The organism is Ochrobactrum vermis, from assembly GCF_002975205.1.
Classification (GTDB): Bacteria; Pseudomonadota; Alphaproteobacteria; order Rhizobiales; family Rhizobiaceae; genus Brucella; species Brucella vermis.
Genome location: NZ_PCOC01000002.1, coordinates 407,470 through 428,100, shown reverse-complemented (window position 1 = coordinate 428,100; position 20,631 = coordinate 407,470). Strand labels below are relative to the sequence as shown.

Sequence of the window (20,631 nt, the reverse complement as noted above, 5' to 3'; positions counted from 1 at the left end):
TTTTCGGTTCGATCAGGACAGTTTGAGACCGCAGCTATCAAATGCCTCCCGGATTGTCCGCTTTTCGGTGTCGGTCAGTTCAAGCATCGGCGCACGAACAGGTCCACCAACCTGACCGAGCAGCTCCTGCCAGTATTTTTGATGCGAAGTGGGCTTTTCAGCCGGTCGCGTCGACTTAAAGGCATGGCGGACAGGCTCCAGACTTTTCCAGACGGCGCGTGCCTCATCGGCTTTGCCCGCAAAGGCCAAATCGGTATAATCGCGCATGCGGCGATCAACTTTGGTCTGCAGCGTGTAGGGCGGCGAAGAGCAGAGATAAAGCTGCCAGCCGAGCTCGAGAATATTGTCCAGCCACTCGTCTTCCGATGCGGTCGAGACGAGAATGCGATCGCCTGCAAGTTCCGTGAGCTTGCGATACATGTCGCGCGGGACCGAATATTTGATCGCGACGACCGTTTCGATATCGGCCAGGCGATTGCAGAGCTCCGGGCTCATCAGATAGCTGCTATCGGGATGCGACCACAGCGCAAGGCCGATATCCACCTTTGAGGCAATTGTTTCGTAATAGCGTAGCAACGTTTCATCCTGCGCACGCAGGAAATGCAGAACGGGTGCGTGAACGACGATATAGTCGGCGCCGCTCGCCTGCGCATGCCGGGCCAGATCAATAACCACATCCATGTTCTGGTCCGAGCAGGACATGATCGTCTGCGCCTTGTCACCGACTGCCGAGACAGCCAGATCGAACATGCGCTTGCGCTCGTCAACCGACATGGAGAAGAATTCGCCCTGCTTTCCCGCGACGAAAAGTCCGTCAATACCCAGATCGTTGATCCAATGATCGACATTCTTTCGAAAGCCGCCTTCATCGATCGATCCGTCCTCGTTGAAAGGCGTGTTTGCCGCTGCCCAGATGCCGCGCATAGTAGCGCGGGAATGGGCCTTGGCGTTCTGACGGTCATACTTCATCGGAATCCTCGCTTCGGTGGCAGGTCACTCCAAACCCGCGTCTTCCTGATCGAGCCTGACTTTCTTTCATTCGGGAAGTCTTGTAAGTAGAATATATTCATAAACAAAAACTCATAAGTGAGCCGATGCGTCCGACTCTCCGCCAGATTGAATGTTTTCAAGCCGTGGTCGAACTGGGAAATTTTTCCCGCGCCGCTGAGCGTGTCAGGACGACCCAAGCCAATCTTTCCCATACGATCCGCGATCTGGAGACGGTACTGGATGCGCGGCTTTTCGACCGGACTACACGGCGCGTCAGCCTGACCGATGCGGGGCGTGCCTTTGCCGAAGGCGCACTTGCCGGTCTTGCCGAAATTGATCGCGCCGCCGAAGTGGTGCGCGATCTGGGAAAATTGCGGCGCGGTCAGGTTAGTATTGCCGCCCCGCCATTGCTGTGCACGACAGTGCTTCCACGTCTGGTTCGCCGTGTGGCTGATGAACACCCCAACCTCGTCATCAAGATCGAGGATGTCGGGCCTGAAATCGTCATCGAACAGGTTCGCAATGGGCGTTGCGATCTGGGCGTCGGCACCTTTTCCGGTGAAGACTCGGACGTTGAAAGCCAGACGGCACTACGCGATCAGCTGATGATTTTCGTTTCACCCGATCACGATTTCGCCGGATATGAACAGGTTGGCTGGTCCGAGCTCGACAATCAGCCGATCATCACGCTCACGCAGAAGAGCAATATCCGGCTTTTAACCGAAATCGGCTTCGAACAGGCAAAGCTGGCACTTCGACCGCACATGGAAGCCAACCAGATTCATACAGTGCTGTCACTGGTCGAGGTCAATGCCGGTATCGCAGTTCTCCCCGCTTACGCTTTTACCGCCTTGCGCGGTCGTGGCATCGTGGCCCGCCCCCTGACGGACCCCGCCATTGTGCGCGAGGTGCGTCTCATCACACCTCGTGACCGCGAACAATCGGCAGCCACTGTCGCCGTGCGTTCGATCTTGCGGAACCTGCTTCGCCAGATGATCCCCGAAATTCCCGGAACAGGCAGCGCGAGCTAGGACCTTTTGAGCTTGCTTCACGAGCCTTTGCACGCTCATATAAAATCGCACCGATGTTTAGAATCATCTGAAAAAGTCGATGCTGAACAACACACCGCCGAAGTCGGTCGCGTCGCCAGCAAGGGAATGCAGCCTCATGAATACTTACGGAAAACTATTTTCAGCCGCGCTTGTCGCGGCTGCGCTCAACAGCACGGCAGTTGGACAAGTCTTCGCCAAGACATTGATTTATTGCTCCGAGGCATCTCCTGAAATGTTCGACGCGGCGCAGACGACATCCGGTGCCGTCTATGACGCATCAGCGCGCAATGTGTCCAATGGACTTATCAAGATCAAGCGCGGCTCAACTGAGCTGGAACCCGGTCTCGCGGAAAGCTGGGACGTTTCTGCCGACGGCAAGGAATATACGTTTCACCTGCGAAAGGGCGTGAAGTTTCACACCACAAGTTTTTTCACCCCGACGCGTGAATTTAATGCAGATGATGTGATCTTTACTTTCGACCGTCAGGGAAACAAGGAAAACCCCTACTACAACCAAGGTACATGGCCGCAATTTGGAGCCTATTCCTTTCCTTCGCTTATCGAAAAAATCGAAAAGATTGACGATCACACTGTCAAATTTGTGCTGACGCATCCTGAGGCGACTTTTATCTCGACGCTGTCGCTGACATTCGCCGTCATTCAGTCCAAGGAATATGCCGACAAGCTCGTCGCGGAAGGCCGTATTGCGGAATTCAGCCAGCAGCCCGTCGGAACGGGACCCTATCAGTTTGTCGCCTACCAGAAAGATAGCGCCATCCGCTATCAGGCCAATCCCGATTACTGGGCGGGCAAGCAGAAGATCGACAATCTCATCTTTGCAATCACGCCTGATGCAGCGGTGCGTTATCAGAAGCTGAAGTCGGGTGAGTGCCACGTCATTGCCGCTCCCAACCCTGCCGATATTGCGGAGATGAAGAAAGACCCGGCCGTCGAAATGCTGAATAAGGAAGGTTTGAACCTGTCCTTCCTGGCATACAACACCCAACAGAAGCCGTTTGACGATGTGCGCGTCCGCAAGGCGCTGAACATGGCGGTTAACAAGGCTGCGATCATTGATGCGGTCTATCTGGGCTCAGCAGTTGTTTCGGTAAACCCGCTGCCGCCAAGTGTCTGGGGCTATAACAAGAACGTCAAGGACGACGCTTATGATCCCGAACAGTCGCGCAAGTTACTCGACGAAGCAGGCGTCAAAGACCTGAAGATGAAGATCTGGGCGATGCCTGTGCAGCGGCCCTATATGCCCAATGCGCGCCGCGCAGCCGAGCTCATTCAGTCGGACTTCGCCAAAGTGGGCGTAACGGCGGAAATCGCCACCTATGACTGGGGTGAATATCTCAAGCGTTCGCTGGACAAGGACCGCGATGGTGCTGTTATGCTTGGATGGACCGGCGGCATAGCCGATCCCGACAATTTCCTTGCCGCACTTTTGAGCTGCCAGGCCATAGGTAGTGCCAATCGCGCAAACTGGTGCGATCAGGATTTTGAGAAGTTGATTCAGGCCGCCAAACTGACAACCGACCAGGCAGAGCGGACCAAGCTTTACGAACAGGCACAGGTCGTGTTCAAGGAACAGGCTCCCTGGCTGACAATCGCCCATCAGATCGTAGAGCAGCCCATCAGCAAGAAAGTTAAAGACTTCCGTATCGATCCCTTTGGCGGCTATCTGTTCGAAGATGTCGATATCGACGAATAGGCTTCGTCCCCGCCGGTTTGATCGCTGGCGTTGATTTCCGGATAGCGGGCAGGAACGCCCGCTATTCTTCTTTGGTGCTCAGATGAAATCCGAGCCAAGTTGACCATTAGCCGAGAAAATAAGATGGATATCGTAGACCGCTTTCTAGCCTATACCCGCATCAACACAACCGCTGTGCCCAATGCGGACAATCTCCCATCGAGCGCGGGACAAGCCGATCTCGCAAAGCTGCTCGCCAGCGAAATGCGCGCCATGGGCATGGAAGTTGAAGAACGCGATCATTCGATCGTAGTCGGCACGTTGCCTGCTAATATCCCGAATGCCGATCAACAATTCCCGACAATTGCATGGGTCGCCCATCTCGATACGTCCAGCGAGTATACGACCGACACCCGCGCTCATGTGGTGGATTACCAGGGCGGGGATATTATTCTCAACGAAGTGACCGGCTCTGTCATGCGACTTGCGGAGTTCCCGGAACTGGAACGCTATGTCGGTGACCAGATCATTGTTACGGACGGCGCCAGCTTGCTGGGTGCCGACAACAAATCCGCCATCGCCGAGATCATGCATGCCATGCAGATCCTGATCACCCATCCCGAGATTGAGCACGGCACAGTTAAGGTCGTTTTCGTTCCCGATGAGGAAATCGGACTGCTCGGAGCCAAGGCGCTCGACGTTACTTCCCTGAAGGCCGATTTCGCTTATACGCTCGATTGCTGTGCGGTTGGCGAAATCGTGTATGAGAACTGGAACGCAGGCGAATTTCGCCTGACCTTCAAAGGACAGCCAGCCCATCCAATGTCAGCCAAGGGCAAGCTGCGCAATGCTATTCTCTATGCCCAGCAATTCATTGCTATGATGCCTGGTGGTGAACGCCCGGAATATACAGAAGGCACTGAAGGCTATTATTGGGCCAAGGGTATTCACGGGACCGTTGCCGAGACAAGCTTGACTATCGATATTCGCGATTTCACGAAGGACGGTTACGAAGCACGCCGTGCCTTTATCGAAAACCTAGCTCAGAGTTTCAACCAACTCCATGGCGAAGGCACAGTTCACGTAGACTACAAGGCCGTCTATCGAAACGCTGCCGACAGCCTGCAAGGCGAGAACCGTTATCCGGTCGTACTCGCCCTTCAGGCTATGAAGGCAATAGGCGTTGCACCGACACCGCTACCGATGCGAGGCGGCTATGACGGTGCAGTGCTGTCCGAAAAAGGGCTGCCATGTCCTAACCTATTCTGCGGCGCACACAACTTCCACTCGATTTACGAATTTCTGCCGGTTGGTTCGCTCAATAAGGCGTCGGAGATGGTTGTCGAGATACTGACGACTGCGCGAATAACCGACAGAAGCGCAGATTGATCAAAATCAGACTGAACAGTGAGGAGACGTGAAGTCATCTCATCTCCTCACTTCCTGTCTGACTACTCGTTACCGCCAGGGCGGTTCGGCTTTAGTATCCTATGGCGGCGCCAGCTACAGCGCGGCTATCAATGGCGCCGTAATAGCGGTTGTCACCACCTTTTTCGATGGCCGCCATGTCCTTTCCTCCGACAAGAATGCCTGCTGCCTCACCCCAGACCGGCCAATCCTGATCCTCTCCGACCTTATACCCCATGCCGGTTAGCAACCTGATCGTATCAGGTGAAAGCGCATTCGCTTCCGTGTAGACCCGGTCAGGCAGCCACTGGTGATGAATGCGCGGGGCATCGATAGCCTCCTGAATGTCCATGCCGTGATCGATGACATTCATGATTGCCTGCAGCGTGATTGTGATAATGCGCGAACCGCCGGGACTGCCTATGACCATGAATGGTTTTCCGTCCTTCGACACAATAGTTGGGCTCATCGAGGAAAGCGGCGACTTGCGCGCTTCGATGGCATTGGCTTCACCCTGTATGAGACCGTAGAGGTTGGCCACGCCCGGCTTGATGGTGAAGTCGTCCATCTCGTTGTTAAGGAGAATGCCGGTGCCCTCGGCCACCTTGGCCGTGCCGAACGATCCGTTCAGCGTATAGGTCACGGCAACCGCATTGCCTTCTTTGTCCACGATCGAATAATGCGTAGTTTCGTTGGATTCCTTGAATTCAGCTGGCTTTAGCGCTTCACTGACACCAGCGCGATAAGGATCGATGCGGCCGCGAATTTCTTCTGCATAGGCCTTGCTGGTAAGCTTCTCGATTGGATTGTCGATGAAATCCGGGTCGCCCAATGCCGTGTTGCGGTCGACATAAGCGTGGCGCATCGCTTCCACCATCAAACGCGTGGTTTCAGCGGAACCATAGCCCAGATAGGAAATCGGATAGCCCTCGAGAACATTCAGGATTTCGCAGATAATCAATCCGCCCGAAGAAGGAGGCGGCGATGAGACGATCTCGTAACCGCGATAGCTGCACTTGACCGGTTCCAACTCACGGACCTTGTATTGCTCGAAATCGGCCTTGGCGAGAATGCCGCCATTTTCCTTGCTCGATTTGACGATCAGATCGGCAATATCGCCCTGGTAGAAAGCCGATCTGCCCTTTTCCGAAATGGCCGAGAGCGACTTTGCCAGATCTGGCTGAACAAGCTTCTCGCCCAAGCCAAGCGGCTTTCCGTCTTTCAGGAAAACTTTCGCAGCGGCCGCGTCTTTCGCCAGTCTTTCATTTCCATCGGCAAATGAGAGAATATCACCTAGCTCAAGCGTAAAACCGTCCTTGGCGAGCTTAAGTGCTGGCTCGATCAGTTCGTCGCGTTTGCGACTCCCATATTTTTCGCGTGCTTCCTCGAGGCCGGCCACCGTGCCTGGCACACCGATGGCGAGATAGGTTTCTGTACTGGCTCCCTCGATGGGATTACCATTGTTATCCAGATACATGGTCTTGGTGGCGGCTAACGGCGCACGCTCGCGAAAATCGAGAAAAGTGGTCTTGCCATCCTTGAAGCGGATAGTCATAAAACCGCCCCCGCCCAGATTGCCGGCAGTCGGATAAACGACCGCCAGCGCATAGCCGACCGCGACAGCCGCATCTACGGCATTGCCGCCTTTCTTGAGCACATCGACACCGATCTGCGAGGCAAGATGTTGGGCCGTAACCACCATGCCGTTTTGGCCTTCCGCCGGGGCTGGTGATGCCGCGTAGGCCGAAGGCAGATGGCCAGCAACGGCAATAGCAACGGCAAGGGAAAGCGATTTCAGTTTGTAATGCTGCATGTCTTTCCTCCCATGTGTTCTCCCGGGTGGGAGATCAGGCAATAACGTCCGCAATATCTTGCACAAAAGCAAGCGTGAGAAATTCTGTTTAATCGCGGTTGCGGATAGAACTTCAAGCGGTAATAATATGCATTATTCGGTTCAGCTATTGCCAACGTTGCAGCTGAAACCCAAGATGGGCTGGCACCGAACGACTGCTTGTCTAAGTCAAAGCCTCCGCCAGCTTCCACCCGAGCCACCTGGCCGTTCGGGCTGTGTTCCATTTCCATTTCAACTGATGCGATCTCGCCATGCAGGAGGAATCCATGACCTATGCTCAATGTGCTTGCGGAAATCTTAGAGTAACGCCTCATGGGCCACCACAATTGACGGCACTGTGCCACTGCTTCGCCTGTCAGCGACGGACAGGATCGCCGTTCAGCGCGAATGCTTTCTATGCATCAGATTGCGCTGAAATTTCTGGTGCATCGACTGAATTCGTTCGGATAGCCGAAAGCGGTCGCAAGGTCCGGATGCATTTCTGTCCAAACTGCGGCTCAACCGTTTATTGGCTACCCGAAGCTGCTCCCTCCGTGATTGGAGTAGCAGTCGGTTCGTTCGCCGATCCGGCTTTTGTAACACCCTCACTATCTGTATTCGAGCAATCGAAACATGAATGGGTGCTCCTTGATGAAACGATGGAGCATTTCGCGCGCTTGCCGGATCGCGAATAGCCACAACCGGTTAGAGTTGCAATCCTCTCAGTATGTTCAGATTTGGTAAGCCTAACGCGCAATTGTGAGCTATGTTTTCAAGCTAACTCTGAAAGAGGTTTTCATGAAACCTGCTATCAGTCTGTTCCAGTCAATCTCCGATCAAGGGTGGAACCGGCAAGGCAGAGATCAGCCGTTCCACCACATTCGTCTCTGCCGCGGACGCAAATGCAGAGACTGTCATCGTCAATCGCTAGAATCTCGTACGTAGCCGCGGACGTTTTCTCACGCATATGAACTGGCCGTTTGCAACGTCCAGTCTAGCGCATTTGAGCCGAGCGAATTTTGCGAGCGGTTGCTTGCAATAGCGTGAAAGCCTCAAAACGCCTGTCGTGCCATGTGGCTCGCCCGGCATCCGGCCTGTTCACCTCCCCAAGTTCCGACATGGAAAGCATTGCGGAAGCAAGATCGGAATAAGCACCCGACGCCAGCGCACCCAGCATGGCAGAGCCGAGCAGAACAGGTTCCGGCGACGTTGAGGCGGCGACGACAAGGCCTGTCGTGTCGGCAAGCACCTGTCGCACCAGATGCGAACGTGCTGCTCCGCCCGAGACGACGATAGTGTCTGTCACGATGCCCTTTGCCTTCTGCGCATCGACGATCTGTCGCGCACCATAACCAAGGCCGCACAGCCCAGCGAGATAAAGCGCTGTCAAGCTATCGATTCCCGCATCAAGGTCCAGCCCAGCAATGATCGCGCGCGCATCGGGATCGGCGAACGGTGCACGATTGCCGAGGAACTCCGGCACGACATGAATGTCACCGATGATCGCCTGCGCATTTTCAACACCACCTCTAGCCTCGACTTCGGCTGCAAGACCGTCAGCCAAACCCATGCCTTGAGCTGCCGCCAGCTTTTCGGCTTCCACAGCGAACGGATGCATGTGGATCAGATGATCAATAGCGGCCCCCGCAGCCGACTGACCGCCTTCATTGAGCCACAAACCCGGTACCATCGCGGAATAATACGGACCCCAAACACCATCCACAAAGACCGGCTGTTCGGTGGTGGTCATGGTGCAGGCCGAGGTGCCGAACACATAGGCCATGCGCGACAATATCCGGCCTTCCGCACCACGTGCTCCGACAGTGCCGATACCGCCTGCATGAGCATCAATCAGTCCGGCGGCAATTGCTGTGCCCGGCATCAGGCCAAGTTCTGTCGCAGCCTGTTCGCTCAAGCCGCCAAGTTTCTCGCCACCCGCGCGAACGTCGGTACCAATGCGAACGAAATTTTCATCCGCCAACTCGCCAAGGCCGACTTCACGGAAATAAGCCTCGTCCCAGCGCTTTTCATGGCTGAGATAAGTCCATTTGCAGGTAACGGTGCAGGCCGAGCGGGCAAGACTACCGCAGGATTTCCATGTGAGAAAATCGGTGAGGTCGAAAAACTGCCAGGCAGCGGCGAACGTTTCCGGCTTGTTTTCTTTAAGCCACAACAACTTCGGCGTTTCCATCTCGGGAGAAATGGTGCCGCCAACATAGTCGAGTACCTTGGCGTTGGTCGCGTTGATCCGCTCTGCCTGTTCGACAGCGCGATGATCCATCCAGACAATGATGTCGCGCGCCGGATCGTTTGACTGGCCAACGGCCAACGGCTTGCCGCCCTCGCCCAGCACGACCAGCGAGCATGTCGCGTCATAGCCAATACCGGCAATGTCTGCCGAATTGACACCGGCAATCCTGACTGCTTCGCGCACACTTTCGCACACGGCCTGCCAGATATTGGCGCTCGACTGCTCGACAACACTGCCTGCTTCGCGCCAGATGGTGATATCGCGCTTTGCCGAAGCAAGCATGGTACCGCTGGCGTCAAACAGGCCGGCGCGGGCGCTGCCGGTGCCTACATCGACGCCCAGATAATAGCTGGTCATGGTCGCTCCTGTTTACAGATCTAGACTCTGCGGAAGAATAACCAAATCACGGATGGTGATGTTGCGCGGGCGGGTCAGCATGAACATAACGGATTCCGCAACTTCCTTCGGCTCCATCAGACTGCCATTGGCAAGCGCTTCATCGAGCTTGGCCTTCGGCCAATCGCTGATGAGTGCGGTCACGACTGGGCCGGGCAGAACACCGCCAACGCGGATTCCATGCGGGGCAACCTGACGACGAACCGTGTGCACGAAAGCCTGAACGGCATGTTTGGATGCTGTATAGATCGGCTCCCAGATCACCGGCACGACGCCTGCAACGGAGCTGGTCATGATAATATCGCCAGTCTTGCGTTCCATCATATGCGGCAGCACCGCATGAATGGTGCGGAAGGCTGCATTGATATTGAGGTTTAACATGCGGTCCCAAGCGTCTGGATCGCCCTCCCACAGAGGGCCGCCAATATAGGCGCCAGCATTGGCGTGAAACACGTCCAATTGGCCGGCCTGTTCGAGTATCCGCGGCATCATGGTGGCAACCGAAGCCGGGTTGAGCAGATCAATGACCAGAGGCTTGGCTTGGTTGCCTAGCTCGGCGCATTTTTCATTCAGCGCCTTCTCGTCACGATCGACGAGAAACACGGTCATACCTGCTTCAATCATATGCTTTGCACATTCGCAGCCAATGCCTGAGGCAGCACCAGTTACAGCGCCAACTTTTCCGTTGAGATCCTGAGCCATTTTTCAGTCCTTAAAATTTTAAGCGCGACCGTGCGACTGGCGCGAGCGGCGGGCAAGAGAATCGACGATCACCGCGATTGCGAGCACTGCGCCTGTGATCATGTAGCGAAGCGAAGACGACAGATCGAGCAGCGTTAGGCCGCTGGCGATCGATTGAATGACAATAATGCCGAGCAGAGCCGACCAGGCGCTGCCGCGACCACCGAAAAGGCTAGTGCCACCAATGACGGCTGCCGCGATGGCATTGAGGTTGACGTCACCGGTGCCGGCCTGCTGACTGGACGATGCCAGACGAGATGCTGCCAGGATGCCACCGGCTGCAGCAAGAACAGAACAGGTCATGAAAGCCGACATATAGATGAACTTCACATTGATACCGGCACGGCGCGCTGCTTCACGATTGCCGCCGACTGCTTGCATGGCCCGCCCCCATTTTGTGCGGGTAAGCGCATAGTTCATCGCGATGACTAACGCCACGAAGAGTCCGAACATCCATGGCACGCCGCGCGACTGGTTAAGGTAGAACACCGCACCACCTACAATGATTGTGATGATGATGGCTTTGAGCGCGATCCCAACTGACGACGGTGTCGACAGACCGGCTTCGCGTCGACGCTGCGCCGAACGAAAACCAGTGAAAAAAATGGCAAGCCCGGCAATCAGCACCAGTGCATAGGAAAGCGGACGCGGCATCACCAGAAGTTGGCCGAAGCTCACGAGCCACGAGCCGTAAGGCAGATTGATTGAGCCCGTATTGCCAAGGAGATAAAGCTGAAGGCCAAGCGCTGCCAGCAGACCGGCCAGAGTTGAAACAAAGCTTGGCATGCTGAAGCGGTTATAGAGAAAGGCATAAAGCAGGCCGATCAGCGCGCCGGCACACAGCGCCGCCAGCATCGCGATCCCGACAGGCCAGCCATGATTGACCCAGAGCACGCCGACGATAGCCGAAGCCAGACCACTGACCGAACCGACCGAAAGATCTATTTCGCCCAACATCAGGATGCAGACAATACCGAGTGAGATCACACCGATGGTCGAGCAGTCGAACAACAGGTTGACGAGGTTGTTGCTCGATAGAAAGACCGGGTTCAACGTCTGGAAAACGGTCCAGATGATGATGAGACCGACGATAACCGGCAGCGATCCAAGATCGCCCGAACGAACACGATCAAAGAAACTGCGCAACGCACCTGAAACGCCTTCATCGTGGCGCACCCGCGTATCCTGGCGATCAAGAGGGGTATTTCCCGTTGCCTGGTTCATTATGCTTCTCCCCCATCATGGGTCTCACCGGCATCATGCTGCGCTTGACGCCGTTCGGCGCGGCGGGAAACGGAATTGCTGCTCGCGCCAGTAATGGCTGCGACCAGTTCCTCATTCGAGGAATCCGGATAAAAAACACCATTGTTGCGGCCAAGCCGCAGAACGACGATGCGGTCTGCCACCGCGCGCACATCTTCCATATTGTGGCTAATCATCAAGACGCCGAGCCCGCGGTCACGGACACGCTCAATAAGATCGAGAACTTCAGCCGTCTGTGCGACACCCAGCGCTGCCGTTGGCTCGTCGAGCATGATTAGCTTTGGATCGAGCAGCAGCGAACGCGAGATCGCAACCGTCTGGCGCTGGCCGCCTGAAAGAGAGGCGACGGGCTCACGCACGCTCGGAATACGTGCGGAAAGCTCGTTGAGAAGCTTCCAAGCCTTGATTTCCATCGACACTTCATCGAGGCGGTAGGGGCTCAATTCGCGGCCAAGGAAGATATTGGCCACGACATCGAGATTCTCGCACAGCGCCAGGTCCTGAAAGACCGTCGCAATGCCGAGGCCGAGCGCATCACCCGGCGACGAAAGGGTAACCTTCTCGCCATTGAATTCGATTGCGCCGGATGTCGGCTGGTGAACGCCTGCCAGCGTCTTGATGAGGGTCGACTTCCCCGCGCCGTTATCGCCCACAAGAGCGACAACTTCGCCCGGAAAGACTTCCAGATCGATATCGGTGAGCGCTGAAACGGCGCCAAAATTCTTGGATATGCCGCTTAGACGCAGCACTGGTTGCCGCGAGGACGCAGCGGCTTTGTGATCTTGGGACATGTTTGCTTTTTCCCTGGGTGTCGCAATTTTCCCCAACGTCCACCGCACATGATAACACGCACGGGGAAAGAATGCGTCCGGCCGATGCCGGACGCTATGGTTGGGTTACTTCGTGATACCGAGCTTCTTGCAGCCATCGGCATAACGGTCGACGCACAGCGTTTCAGCTGAAACGATGTTTTTGTCGATGATCTCCGCCTTGAGGTTTTCAGCTGTCACAACCACAGGAACAAAAAGCTTCGATGGCGTGTTGTAGAGCGTGGCTTCAGCCTTCGGGGTCTCGCTGTTGAGAAGCTGGCCAGCCACGCGTGCGGCTTCTGCAGCAACGATTTCAGATGGCTTGTTGATTGTGTTGTACTGATCACCCGAGATGATGAGCTGTAGTGCGGCAATCGTCGCATCATTGCCCGTGACCGGTGGGAGCGGATCGATACCGGCTGCCTTCATGGCTGCAATCGCGCCGCCTGCAGTGCCGTCATTGGCAGCCACGACGCCGACGATCTGGTCATTGAAGCGAGTGATTTGGCCGCTCGCCCACTGCTGAGCCTTGCTTGGTGCCCATTCAGGCGTGTCATATTCGGCAAGCGTCTTGTAACCGCTATCCTTCAGTCCGGCATGGATACCCTTTTTGATGAGACCAGCTGCGGCATCGGTCGGTGAGCCATTGATCTGCAGAACGCCACCCTTGTCACCCGCGACGCCCTTGTCCTTCAGGTGCTTAACCAACGATTCCGCAATCGACTTGCCGATGGCTTCATTGTCAAATGACACGTAAAAATCGGAGGTTGCGTCCGGAATCGGGCGATCATAAGCGATAACCTTGATGTCCTGTGACTGAGCGAGCTTGACCAACGAAGCTGCCGCTGCTGTGTCAACCGCATCAAGCACGATGACCTTCGCGCCTTGCGAAATGACCGAATTAAACTGCTGTTGCTGCTTGCTCGCATCGCCATCGGCGTTGAGATAAAGCACCTTGCAGCTTTCGCATATTTTTTTCATCTCAGCAGCGAAGCCCGGATAATCGCGCTCCTCATAACGTGTTGACGCCTGATCCGGCATCAAAAAGCCGACTACTGCATCCTTCACTTCCGCCTGCGCGCCACTGCTTGCGAAAGATGATAGCACCACCGCAGCAAAAGCTGCCTTACCAAGTATATTTCTCATGTCTCACTCCCACTGTTTTCAGTTTCTGGTTCGCACAAACTTGCGGGCGAATTTGATCCGCCGCTCCACCCATATTTTCCCCTGTAGCGGCCTCCCACTCCATGAATGCCGTTCCTGAGGCGCTGCTTTGCTTTGCTGCTTATCGCACCACCTGGGGTATAAACATGTTGCACCATCGATAGTGCAGTACTACTGTCGCTCAACATCCGGCACCTGGTCAAGAGGAAAGTGACGGAGGAATAGATTGGATTACCCCTCGCTCCTACTTGCAGCGGCCGGTATCGGCCCGCTAAGATTAGGCACCAATTCAGACGGATAAGCGCACTTGATGAGTATTCCCCGGAAAGTAACCATCTATGATATATCGGAGCGAGCGGGCGTATCCGCTTCGACCGTTGCTTCCGTTATGAATGGATCCTGGAAAAACCGAAGGATTACCAAAGCAACGGCCGATAAAGTCAGAGGAATAGCGGGCGAGCTTGGCTATACAATCAATCTCCAGGCACGAGGACTGCGCATATCAAATTCCGGTCTGATCGGCATGATCTTGCCAATGCTGGACAATCGTTATTTCAGTTCGATGGCAGCTTCGTTTGAAACAGTAGCACGCTCACGCAATCTTGTCCCCGTCGTGGCCAGCACATTGCGCGACCCGCAACAAGAACGCAGCACCGTGGAAACATTGATCGCCCATAATGTCGACGCTTTGTTGATCGCTGGCGCAACTGATCCGGACAGTGTTGCCAGGCTCTGTGAAACGGCTCACCTGAAACATATCAATGTAGATCTTCCAGGAAAACACGGCGCTTCCGTCATCAGTGACAATTATGATGGCGCCCGTCAGCTCACACAACAAATTGCTCGTCGTAGGCCACCTCGGAAAGAAAGCCGTTTCTACTTCATTGGCGGGGTAGACGGCGACCACAACACACGTGCGCGAGTGCAGGGCTATCAAGACGAGCTGACTGCGTTGAACCTTCCGGTTCACGCCGATGCCATCATGACGAATGGTTATGATCCCGATATCGCAGCAAGGACGATCCGTGATATCTACAACAAACTGAACGGACTACCGGAAGCACTATTCGTCAATTCGACGAGCCCTTTTGAAGGCGTCGTCAGCTTTCTCAAAACACTTCCGGTTGACGAGGTTCGAGAGTGTTCTATCGGATGTTTCGATTGGGATCCCTTCATTGAAGTTCTCCACTTCCCGGTCGTTATGATCCGTCAGAATGTCCAAGCAATGATTGAGCGCGCATTTGAGCTTCTGGACGAGCCGGCTCAAGCAACCGATCAGCCCGAAATGATTTCGACCGAGCTGATCGTTCCCCGCGATCTTTGAATTTCATGCAGTAAACAACTCGAAATTCTCCTTCCATACAGTCACCTTGTGTTCTGTTTCCTCAGGCTGATGAGTTGAGCCGTCAGTCCCACAATGAGGATGAACAGCAGACTGGCCTGGGCGCCGAGCAGTAGTGGTGACTTGAGATCGGTCACGAAAGGATGCCCATCCGGCACGCGACGCAAAATCTCGCTTACCGCCGGAACCATCAGCAGAAATGCCGTAAGGCTCAGAAAAACCGTTTCCAGATAGCGGATCGCACGACCAAAAATCGGCAAGTATCCAACTGCATATCCCGCAATCAGCAGAACCATCGTTGCTGCGCCGATAGTATAGCTAATAGGCTGGTGTGCGACGAGAAATGTCGTGGCGGCACCAATAAGCATTGAGACAAAATAGACGACACCGGATTTTGAGCGGGGCACGATCCGCCCATACCGGGCAAGCATATAAATGGCCAAAGGTATGGCAGGCAAACTGCCAATTGTGTGCAACCAGCCAAGCGGGGAAATTCCAAACATATCAAGTACTCCTATCAAGTTACAGACCTACTAGTAGGTAGTTTTTTGAGTGGTTTCTTCTATCAACCACCCAGGACATCAAACGAGTTGCGAAAAGATCAAGACTGTACCGACGGTAGCAATGACATACACCAACCTTGCCGTTGCAGCATTTTCCAAGAATACACTGATCCCCCCAACAACTGCCGCTACGAGGAATAGTGTCGCACCTGCGATGGTCGCTCTATTCGAGATGTTTGCTGCATGCGCCACCAGCACCGCAATAGCAAATGGGGTTAGGTACGCAGGATCGGGATCCCCAGACATCCGGCACCGTTTTAGCCGGAGAATGTTCAAAGACAGTAACGCCAGAATGCAGGAGGCAGCTAGGCATCGCAGCTCAATTGTCACAATCACCTCCCTACCAGTTGGTAGTTTTCTCGCAAAATCCATTGTCGTTGAACGAGATTTACTATGCTGCCGATAATCTGCCCAATAATGGCTCAACTATCAGCGAGAACGTTTTCGGATCGCCGTAGGCTCTTGCCGACAACATCGCACCATGGACGGTCGCCATAAAGGCTTCGGCTTCGATTTCAGGCCCTTCTATCAAGCGGATACGACCTAGTTGTGCACCGCGAGTGAGAACCGACGTCAGCCACCTCGATAAGGCTCGGAAATAGGCCTGAATCTCGGGAATAAGTTCCTGAGGCAGCACCGGAAGTTCGCTTGCCAGAAGCGCACCCACACAGAAGGATGCTGTCCCGTCAGTGATGCACGCACTCCAATATTCCGTATAGGCGTGCAACTGCTCAAGCGGATCGACAACCTTGCTCTCCAGATTGGCAAAACCGGCTTCCGTGTCTTCGCGATGCCGCACAATCAGTGCTTTCACCAAATCGACTTTGCTCGGGAAGTGATGATGGATACTGGCCTTACGGATGCCCACGACACTGGCGATGTCCGCATAGCTGAACCCATTGTACCCACCCGATATGATCAGGGTTTTGGCGCAACTGAGAATATCGTCGGAGGTTGTAGATAGATTGCTCATTAGTATGACTACCTTCTAGTAGGTTGATTGTCAAGAAACATCAGAACGAACGTTAACTGCAGGTCCGTTTTACGCCATACCCAGAAGTTCACACTGGCACTGTTAAAAACCTGCCGCGACCGGAACCTGTGGTAAAGGCATGGGAGGGGCGCCGGCTCTTCCAAATAATCAATGTTTAATGTCGTGACCGCGGTCAAGCGCCCGAAGCTGGCGCTGCGTTGCTACTTGCCCGGCCTGTCCGATACGTACCGTTTTCTGAACAATCTCCAACTTGCCCTGCAGCGCTTCGAAGGCTGGTCGCTGTGCTGACGACAGGCGATTGATGACGGCCTTTTCGCCACGCAGGATGGCGTTGCGCCCGAATCTGAGATCGAGTGCCTTACTCACCGTCGCAAATTCCTGAAGTATATGAGGTTGAAGCGAACCCGTTACGTCCTCGAGCCTGGCACCCTTCTTCTTCATCGCCTCTGTTATCCTCCGCAGCGCGACGTCTGCCATTGATGACAATCCAGGAACGGTAACCGCCATACGCTCGCGCTCCTCGCGGATTGTTCTGGTCTCCACATCAAGTGCCCTCGTCCACGAGGATCCCAGTAAGCGGACACAGGTTCCCGCCTCCGATACGGCTTGAAGTGCGGTTTTTCGTTCACGACCGGTGGCAAGCAATTTATCCACGATACGGCCGGAACCGCGTAGGGCACCATAGGCAGCCGGGTCATTGGCAATGGCTGCCGCGATCCGCTCGCCTGCAATGCCTTTCTCGATCAGGGCCTCGATCATGTCGACAGCACCGGCGGGATCGCGCCAGATACGAGATGCTGTTTCAGCAAGTGCCGATCGGTTATGACGATAATGGATTGCGGCAACTGCCCTCCCGCGCGCTTCAACCTCCACCGATGTCTTGAACTTTGTCACGGCAGCAAGCGTCGGCGGTACTGTGCGAGCTTCCTGGCCCTCATCGCCATTGTCCGGCAGGCGGATTTTGGGGGAACTGAGAGAACGTTGAATTGCAGGTGTTGAAACGCCTGTATTTTGCATGGCGAAGCTTTCGGACCGCTCCTCATGATAGGACGTGTTGCGTTCCCGATCGATTGCCAAGCCGAGCGCCACGCCTGCCCGCTCCCACAGTTTTGCAACCTGGTGGCGCTTTTGCGCAAACCACGCCAGTTGGCGGGTTGCCCCTGCCTCGATGCCGGCTGCAACTTCGGCAAGTGTGTCGATACCACGCCTGCGGGCAAAGTCATCAACATGGGCCTGATAGCCAGCCTCGCTCCTAAAATCGAGCGTAGTGGTTTTGGCGCCTGAACGAGCAAGGCGGTCGGCCAGTTGCCGAAACAATGCCGGCCGATGGCTTGCGCTTGCAATCCGCTCCCCGCGCACATCGGCGGTTTCAACCAGTTTCGCCGTCCAGACATTGCGGTCGACCGTGCGTTCCTCAAGGTGCCTTTTGCCGCCTTGCGCATCAGGGACTGCAACCTTTACTGACACAGTCTCGACGCCATCCTTGCGAAGCGTGACCGTATCCCCTCTGGAGGCTCCAGACCTGGATAGTGCCATGGGCAGACTGACACCCCAAAGGCGATGGACCGTACCGTTATCTGTCTTCACATCGACATAGGGGCTTTTGGCAACATCTTCATCCTGCGCCCCGAACCTTGCCTGGCCGGTTGCGACCAGTTCACCGGTCATACCGGTCGCATGGTCAATACGGAGTTTCTCCCCCCATTCCCGCTTGTGCCAGAAATCCTCGCGTGCCGCATAAAGATCAGCCCGATCGCGATGACGGGTCATCGACACATAGGTCAGATGCTGATCCATCATGCCGGTGGCAAGCACGAACGTGCGATCGACGGTCGCGCCCTGCGACTTGTGGATCGTTACGGCATAGCCATGATCGATATGACGATAACTGTCTTCACTGAGAACAATCTCGCTGCCACTGTCGAGCCGGACAGACAGAAGCGGACGACGCAGTGCATGGCCAGTGGATACCACCGTGCCAAGCATGCCATTCCTGACATATTGCGGGCCAGACCCTGTTGCACGTGATTCAAGGAAGCGGGCATTTTCCAGGAAGATGATCCGGTCGCCTGCAGCGAACTCCCGCATACCTCGCTCGGTGCGGAAGCTGCGCGCAGCTGTGAGCGCTCCATCCTCCATCATCACATGGCGCAAAGCTTCATTCAGCTTGCGGACGTCCTTGTTTGTGTGCGCCAATACCAGCAACGCATCACCCCGTAGCTCGGCACCTCGATGCCCGCCACCACGGCCTTTCTCTCCAATCCCCGCCTCTGGCCGCCCCCCTCGCCCTGCCGGTGCCTGTGCGATCGCTTTCTTGCGCGCCTCTGTCCAGTCGCTGACCAGCCGGTCGATAAGCCCGTCGCGGGTTTCCGCCTCGATCAGGTGCCCATGCCTGGCATAGATATCCAGTCCCTCCTCGACCTTGCCACGAGCGAAGAGTTTTGAGGCATCGCACGCCCATTGTTCCCTTTGCCGGCGCACACCAGCAAGCTCGGCTGAACCGATCCGTTCCGATATTGCCCGGAAAGCCGCACCCGCCTGAATTGGCTGCAGCTGCATTGCATCGCCGACCAGAACAACCTTTGAGCCCGCCTTTTCTGCTGCCTTCAGCACATGCGCCATCTGCAATGAGGAGACCATGCCGGCCTCATCGACAACGAAGATGTCACCGCGTTTTAGCTGATCGCGCCCGTTATTCCAGGCATGTTCCCACGCGGCAAGCGTGCGCGATCTGATACCGGAACTCTCCTCCAGTCCTTCAGCCGCTTTACCGGACAGTGCAGCGCCAAAGACGCGATGATGGCCACTTTCCCAGGCAAGGCGTGCAGCTGCAAGCAATGTCGACTTGCCTGCACCGGCAAGCCCGATGACGGCAGCGATACCGCTGTCGCCAGTAACATGGCGAATGGCTTCGATCTGCCCGGGATCAAGCTTGAACGGTTTTTGTGGATCGCCCGTTTCGACGCACCGCACGGCAGCCAGCCGTTTTGCTTCGACAATCCCGAACCCCTTCTTGTTCGATAAAACATCGGCTGAGCAAACCATGTCATATTCGGTGCGCAGGATCTGGCGGGTGGTGAAGATTGCAGGTTCGGTTGCCTGACCAGTCAGTCGCCCGACCTGCTGCGGCTTCAGCAGTACCAGATCGTTCGATGCCATCAGCCGTGCGCGGATATTGGAGAAGTCCACCGGATCATCGACATAGCGGTGGATGATCCTTGCGATATCCTTCTCGTCAAAGGTGGAGCGCTCGTTGCCAAGCTGCCTGAGGAGAGGTCCCGGATCTGCAAGCAGCCGGTCGGTCATGTTCCGCCGGCGCGCCAGATCGGCAGGTGCAAAATACATCTCGACGCCCTTGCGCATCATCGCCGACTTTCCGGGTCCCAGATGCCTCTGGGCAATCCCGTCAAGACCCTGTTCGGCGTAAGAGCGCCCATCCAGACGGATGTCATGGCCAGCCAGTGCCAGATGCCGGCTTGCTGTTTGCGCCCAGGCGACCTTCCATGCCTTCATCGTCTTCTTGTCACCAGCCCAGACTGTATAGACAATCCGGCCCTTCGACTGGTCCCGTGCTGCCATACGCAGTGGCTTTCCGTCATTGTCGCGAACAGGCATGACCTTGAGGCCGAACCCTTCCGCTGTCAGGGGTCGGAGCGTTGTCATCAGGTGGATATGTGGATTGCCGTCCTTGTCGTGATAGACCCAGTCGGCGACCATGCCGTTCGAAGTCAGATTGTCTCGGACAAACTCACGCACCAGGGCAATATTCTCCGCTCGCGTCAGTTCTTCCGGCAGTGCAATCATCAGTTCACGGGCAAGCTGTGCGTCCACACGTGTCTCAAAAGCAGCGACTGCGTTCCAGAGCGCCTCGCTTGCCGCAGCGACAGTCTTGCCTTCGATTGCTGACCTCAGCCACGCTGGAATATCTTCCGGCAACGCCAGTTCTTCATGGACCAAATCATCGTCGCCGCCGCGATAGTTAAACAAGGTTCCGGTCTGCTCGTCCGTCATTCGGGTGCGATGGCGATAGGCCGCGGCCGAGATGATATTGCGCCCCGCTCCCCTGCTGATCAGCTGCGCTCTGATGAACATGATCGCCATGACTTTCCTCCTGACCTTCCAAGCACACAGCGAA

General features: G+C 55.6%; 15 protein-coding genes. 5 read left to right on the top strand and 10 right to left on the bottom strand.

Translation table 11 applies throughout. From position 1 onward, the window contains the following. Window positions 1-12 precede the first annotated feature (12 nt). On the bottom strand, window positions 13-969 hold the full coding sequence (locus CQZ93_RS16270; protein WP_105543671.1) for a dihydrodipicolinate synthase family protein: 957 nt from the start codon (window positions 967-969) through the stop codon (window positions 13-15). A 125-nt stretch (window positions 970-1,094) separates the two neighbouring features. On the opposite strand from CQZ93_RS16270, the gene CQZ93_RS16265 reads away from it, so the two are divergent. The 3 genes from CQZ93_RS16265 (at window position 1,095) to pepT (ending at window position 5,124) form a co-directional block, all read left to right on the top strand. Then, window positions 1,095-2,021, top strand: coding sequence for a LysR family transcriptional regulator (locus tag CQZ93_RS16265; RefSeq protein ID WP_105543670.1), 927 nt, complete (start codon window positions 1,095-1,097; stop codon window positions 2,019-2,021). 136 nt (window positions 2,022-2,157) lie between these two features. Beyond that, a complete protein-coding gene (locus CQZ93_RS16260) occupies window positions 2,158-3,756 on the top strand; it encodes an ABC transporter substrate-binding protein (RefSeq protein WP_105545173.1) in 1,599 nt (532 codons plus the stop codon). A gap of 123 nt (window positions 3,757-3,879) precedes the next feature. Then, complete coding sequence (gene pepT, locus CQZ93_RS16255; protein WP_105543669.1) at window positions 3,880-5,124, top strand: peptidase T; 1,245 nt, start codon at window positions 3,880-3,882, stop codon at window positions 5,122-5,124. Window positions 5,125-5,215: 91 nt separating this feature from the next. Here the strand turns inward: pepT and ggt are convergent, their stop codons facing one another. Then, window positions 5,216-6,955, bottom strand: coding sequence for a gamma-glutamyltransferase (gene ggt / locus CQZ93_RS16250; protein WP_105543668.1), 1,740 nt, complete (start codon window positions 6,953-6,955; stop codon window positions 5,216-5,218). 305 nt (window positions 6,956-7,260) lie between these two features. On the opposite strand from ggt, the gene CQZ93_RS16245 reads away from it, so the two are divergent. Further along, window positions 7,261-7,668, top strand: a complete 408-nt coding sequence (locus CQZ93_RS16245; RefSeq protein ID WP_105543667.1) for a GFA family protein — start codon at window positions 7,261-7,263, stop codon at window positions 7,666-7,668. A 299-nt stretch (window positions 7,669-7,967) separates the two neighbouring features. On the opposite strand, the gene CQZ93_RS16240 is transcribed toward CQZ93_RS16245, so the two are convergent. The 5 genes from CQZ93_RS16240 to CQZ93_RS16220 all read right to left on the bottom strand — a co-directional run bounded on the left by CQZ93_RS16240 (window position 7,968) and on the right by CQZ93_RS16220 (window position 13,579). Continuing rightward, window positions 7,968-9,581 carry an FGGY-family carbohydrate kinase gene (locus tag CQZ93_RS16240; RefSeq protein ID WP_105543666.1) on the bottom strand — a complete coding sequence of 538 codons (1,614 nt, stop codon included), beginning with the start codon at window positions 9,579-9,581 and terminating at the stop codon, window positions 7,968-7,970. Between the two features lie 12 nt (window positions 9,582-9,593). Continuing rightward, window positions 9,594-10,322 (bottom strand): SDR family oxidoreductase, encoded by a 729-nt coding sequence (locus CQZ93_RS16235; protein ID WP_105543665.1) that lies wholly within the window; start codon window positions 10,320-10,322, stop codon window positions 9,594-9,596. Between the two features lie 18 nt (window positions 10,323-10,340). Continuing rightward, the gene (locus tag CQZ93_RS16230; protein ID WP_105543664.1) at window positions 10,341-11,585 is read right to left on the bottom strand and encodes a sugar ABC transporter permease; all 1,245 of its coding nucleotides are present in this window, start codon (window positions 11,583-11,585) and stop codon (window positions 10,341-10,343) included. Beyond that, on the bottom strand, window positions 11,585-12,415 hold the full coding sequence (locus tag CQZ93_RS16225; RefSeq protein ID WP_105543663.1) for an ATP-binding cassette domain-containing protein: 831 nt from the start codon (window positions 12,413-12,415) through the stop codon (window positions 11,585-11,587). The genes CQZ93_RS16230 and CQZ93_RS16225 overlap by 1 nt, the downstream gene beginning before the upstream one ends. A gap of 105 nt (window positions 12,416-12,520) precedes the next feature. Further along, window positions 12,521-13,579, bottom strand: coding sequence for an ABC transporter substrate-binding protein (locus CQZ93_RS16220; protein WP_105543662.1), 1,059 nt, complete (start codon window positions 13,577-13,579; stop codon window positions 12,521-12,523). Window positions 13,580-13,907: 328 nt separating this feature from the next. Here CQZ93_RS16220 and CQZ93_RS16215 point away from each other — a divergent pair, with 328 nt between their 5' ends. Next, entirely contained in the window at window positions 13,908-14,921 is a 1,014-nt protein-coding gene (locus CQZ93_RS16215) for a LacI family DNA-binding transcriptional regulator (protein ID WP_105543661.1), read from the top strand. A gap of 41 nt (window positions 14,922-14,962) precedes the next feature. Here CQZ93_RS16215 and CQZ93_RS16210 read toward each other — a convergent pair whose 3' ends face one another. The 3 genes from CQZ93_RS16210 to traA all read right to left on the bottom strand — a co-directional run bounded on the left by CQZ93_RS16210 (window position 14,963) and on the right by traA (window position 20,597). After that, window positions 14,963-15,442 (bottom strand): hypothetical protein, encoded by a 480-nt coding sequence (locus tag CQZ93_RS16210; protein WP_105543660.1) that lies wholly within the window; start codon window positions 15,440-15,442, stop codon window positions 14,963-14,965. Window positions 15,443-15,893: 451 nt separating this feature from the next. Then, complete coding sequence (locus CQZ93_RS16200) at window positions 15,894-16,475, bottom strand: TetR/AcrR family transcriptional regulator (RefSeq protein ID WP_105543658.1); 582 nt, start codon at window positions 16,473-16,475, stop codon at window positions 15,894-15,896. 168 nt (window positions 16,476-16,643) lie between these two features. Further along, window positions 16,644-20,597 carry a Ti-type conjugative transfer relaxase TraA gene (gene traA / locus CQZ93_RS16195; protein ID WP_105543657.1) on the bottom strand — a complete coding sequence of 1,318 codons (3,954 nt, stop codon included), beginning with the start codon at window positions 20,595-20,597 and terminating at the stop codon, window positions 16,644-16,646. Between the last annotated feature and the right edge of the window lie 34 nt (window positions 20,598-20,631).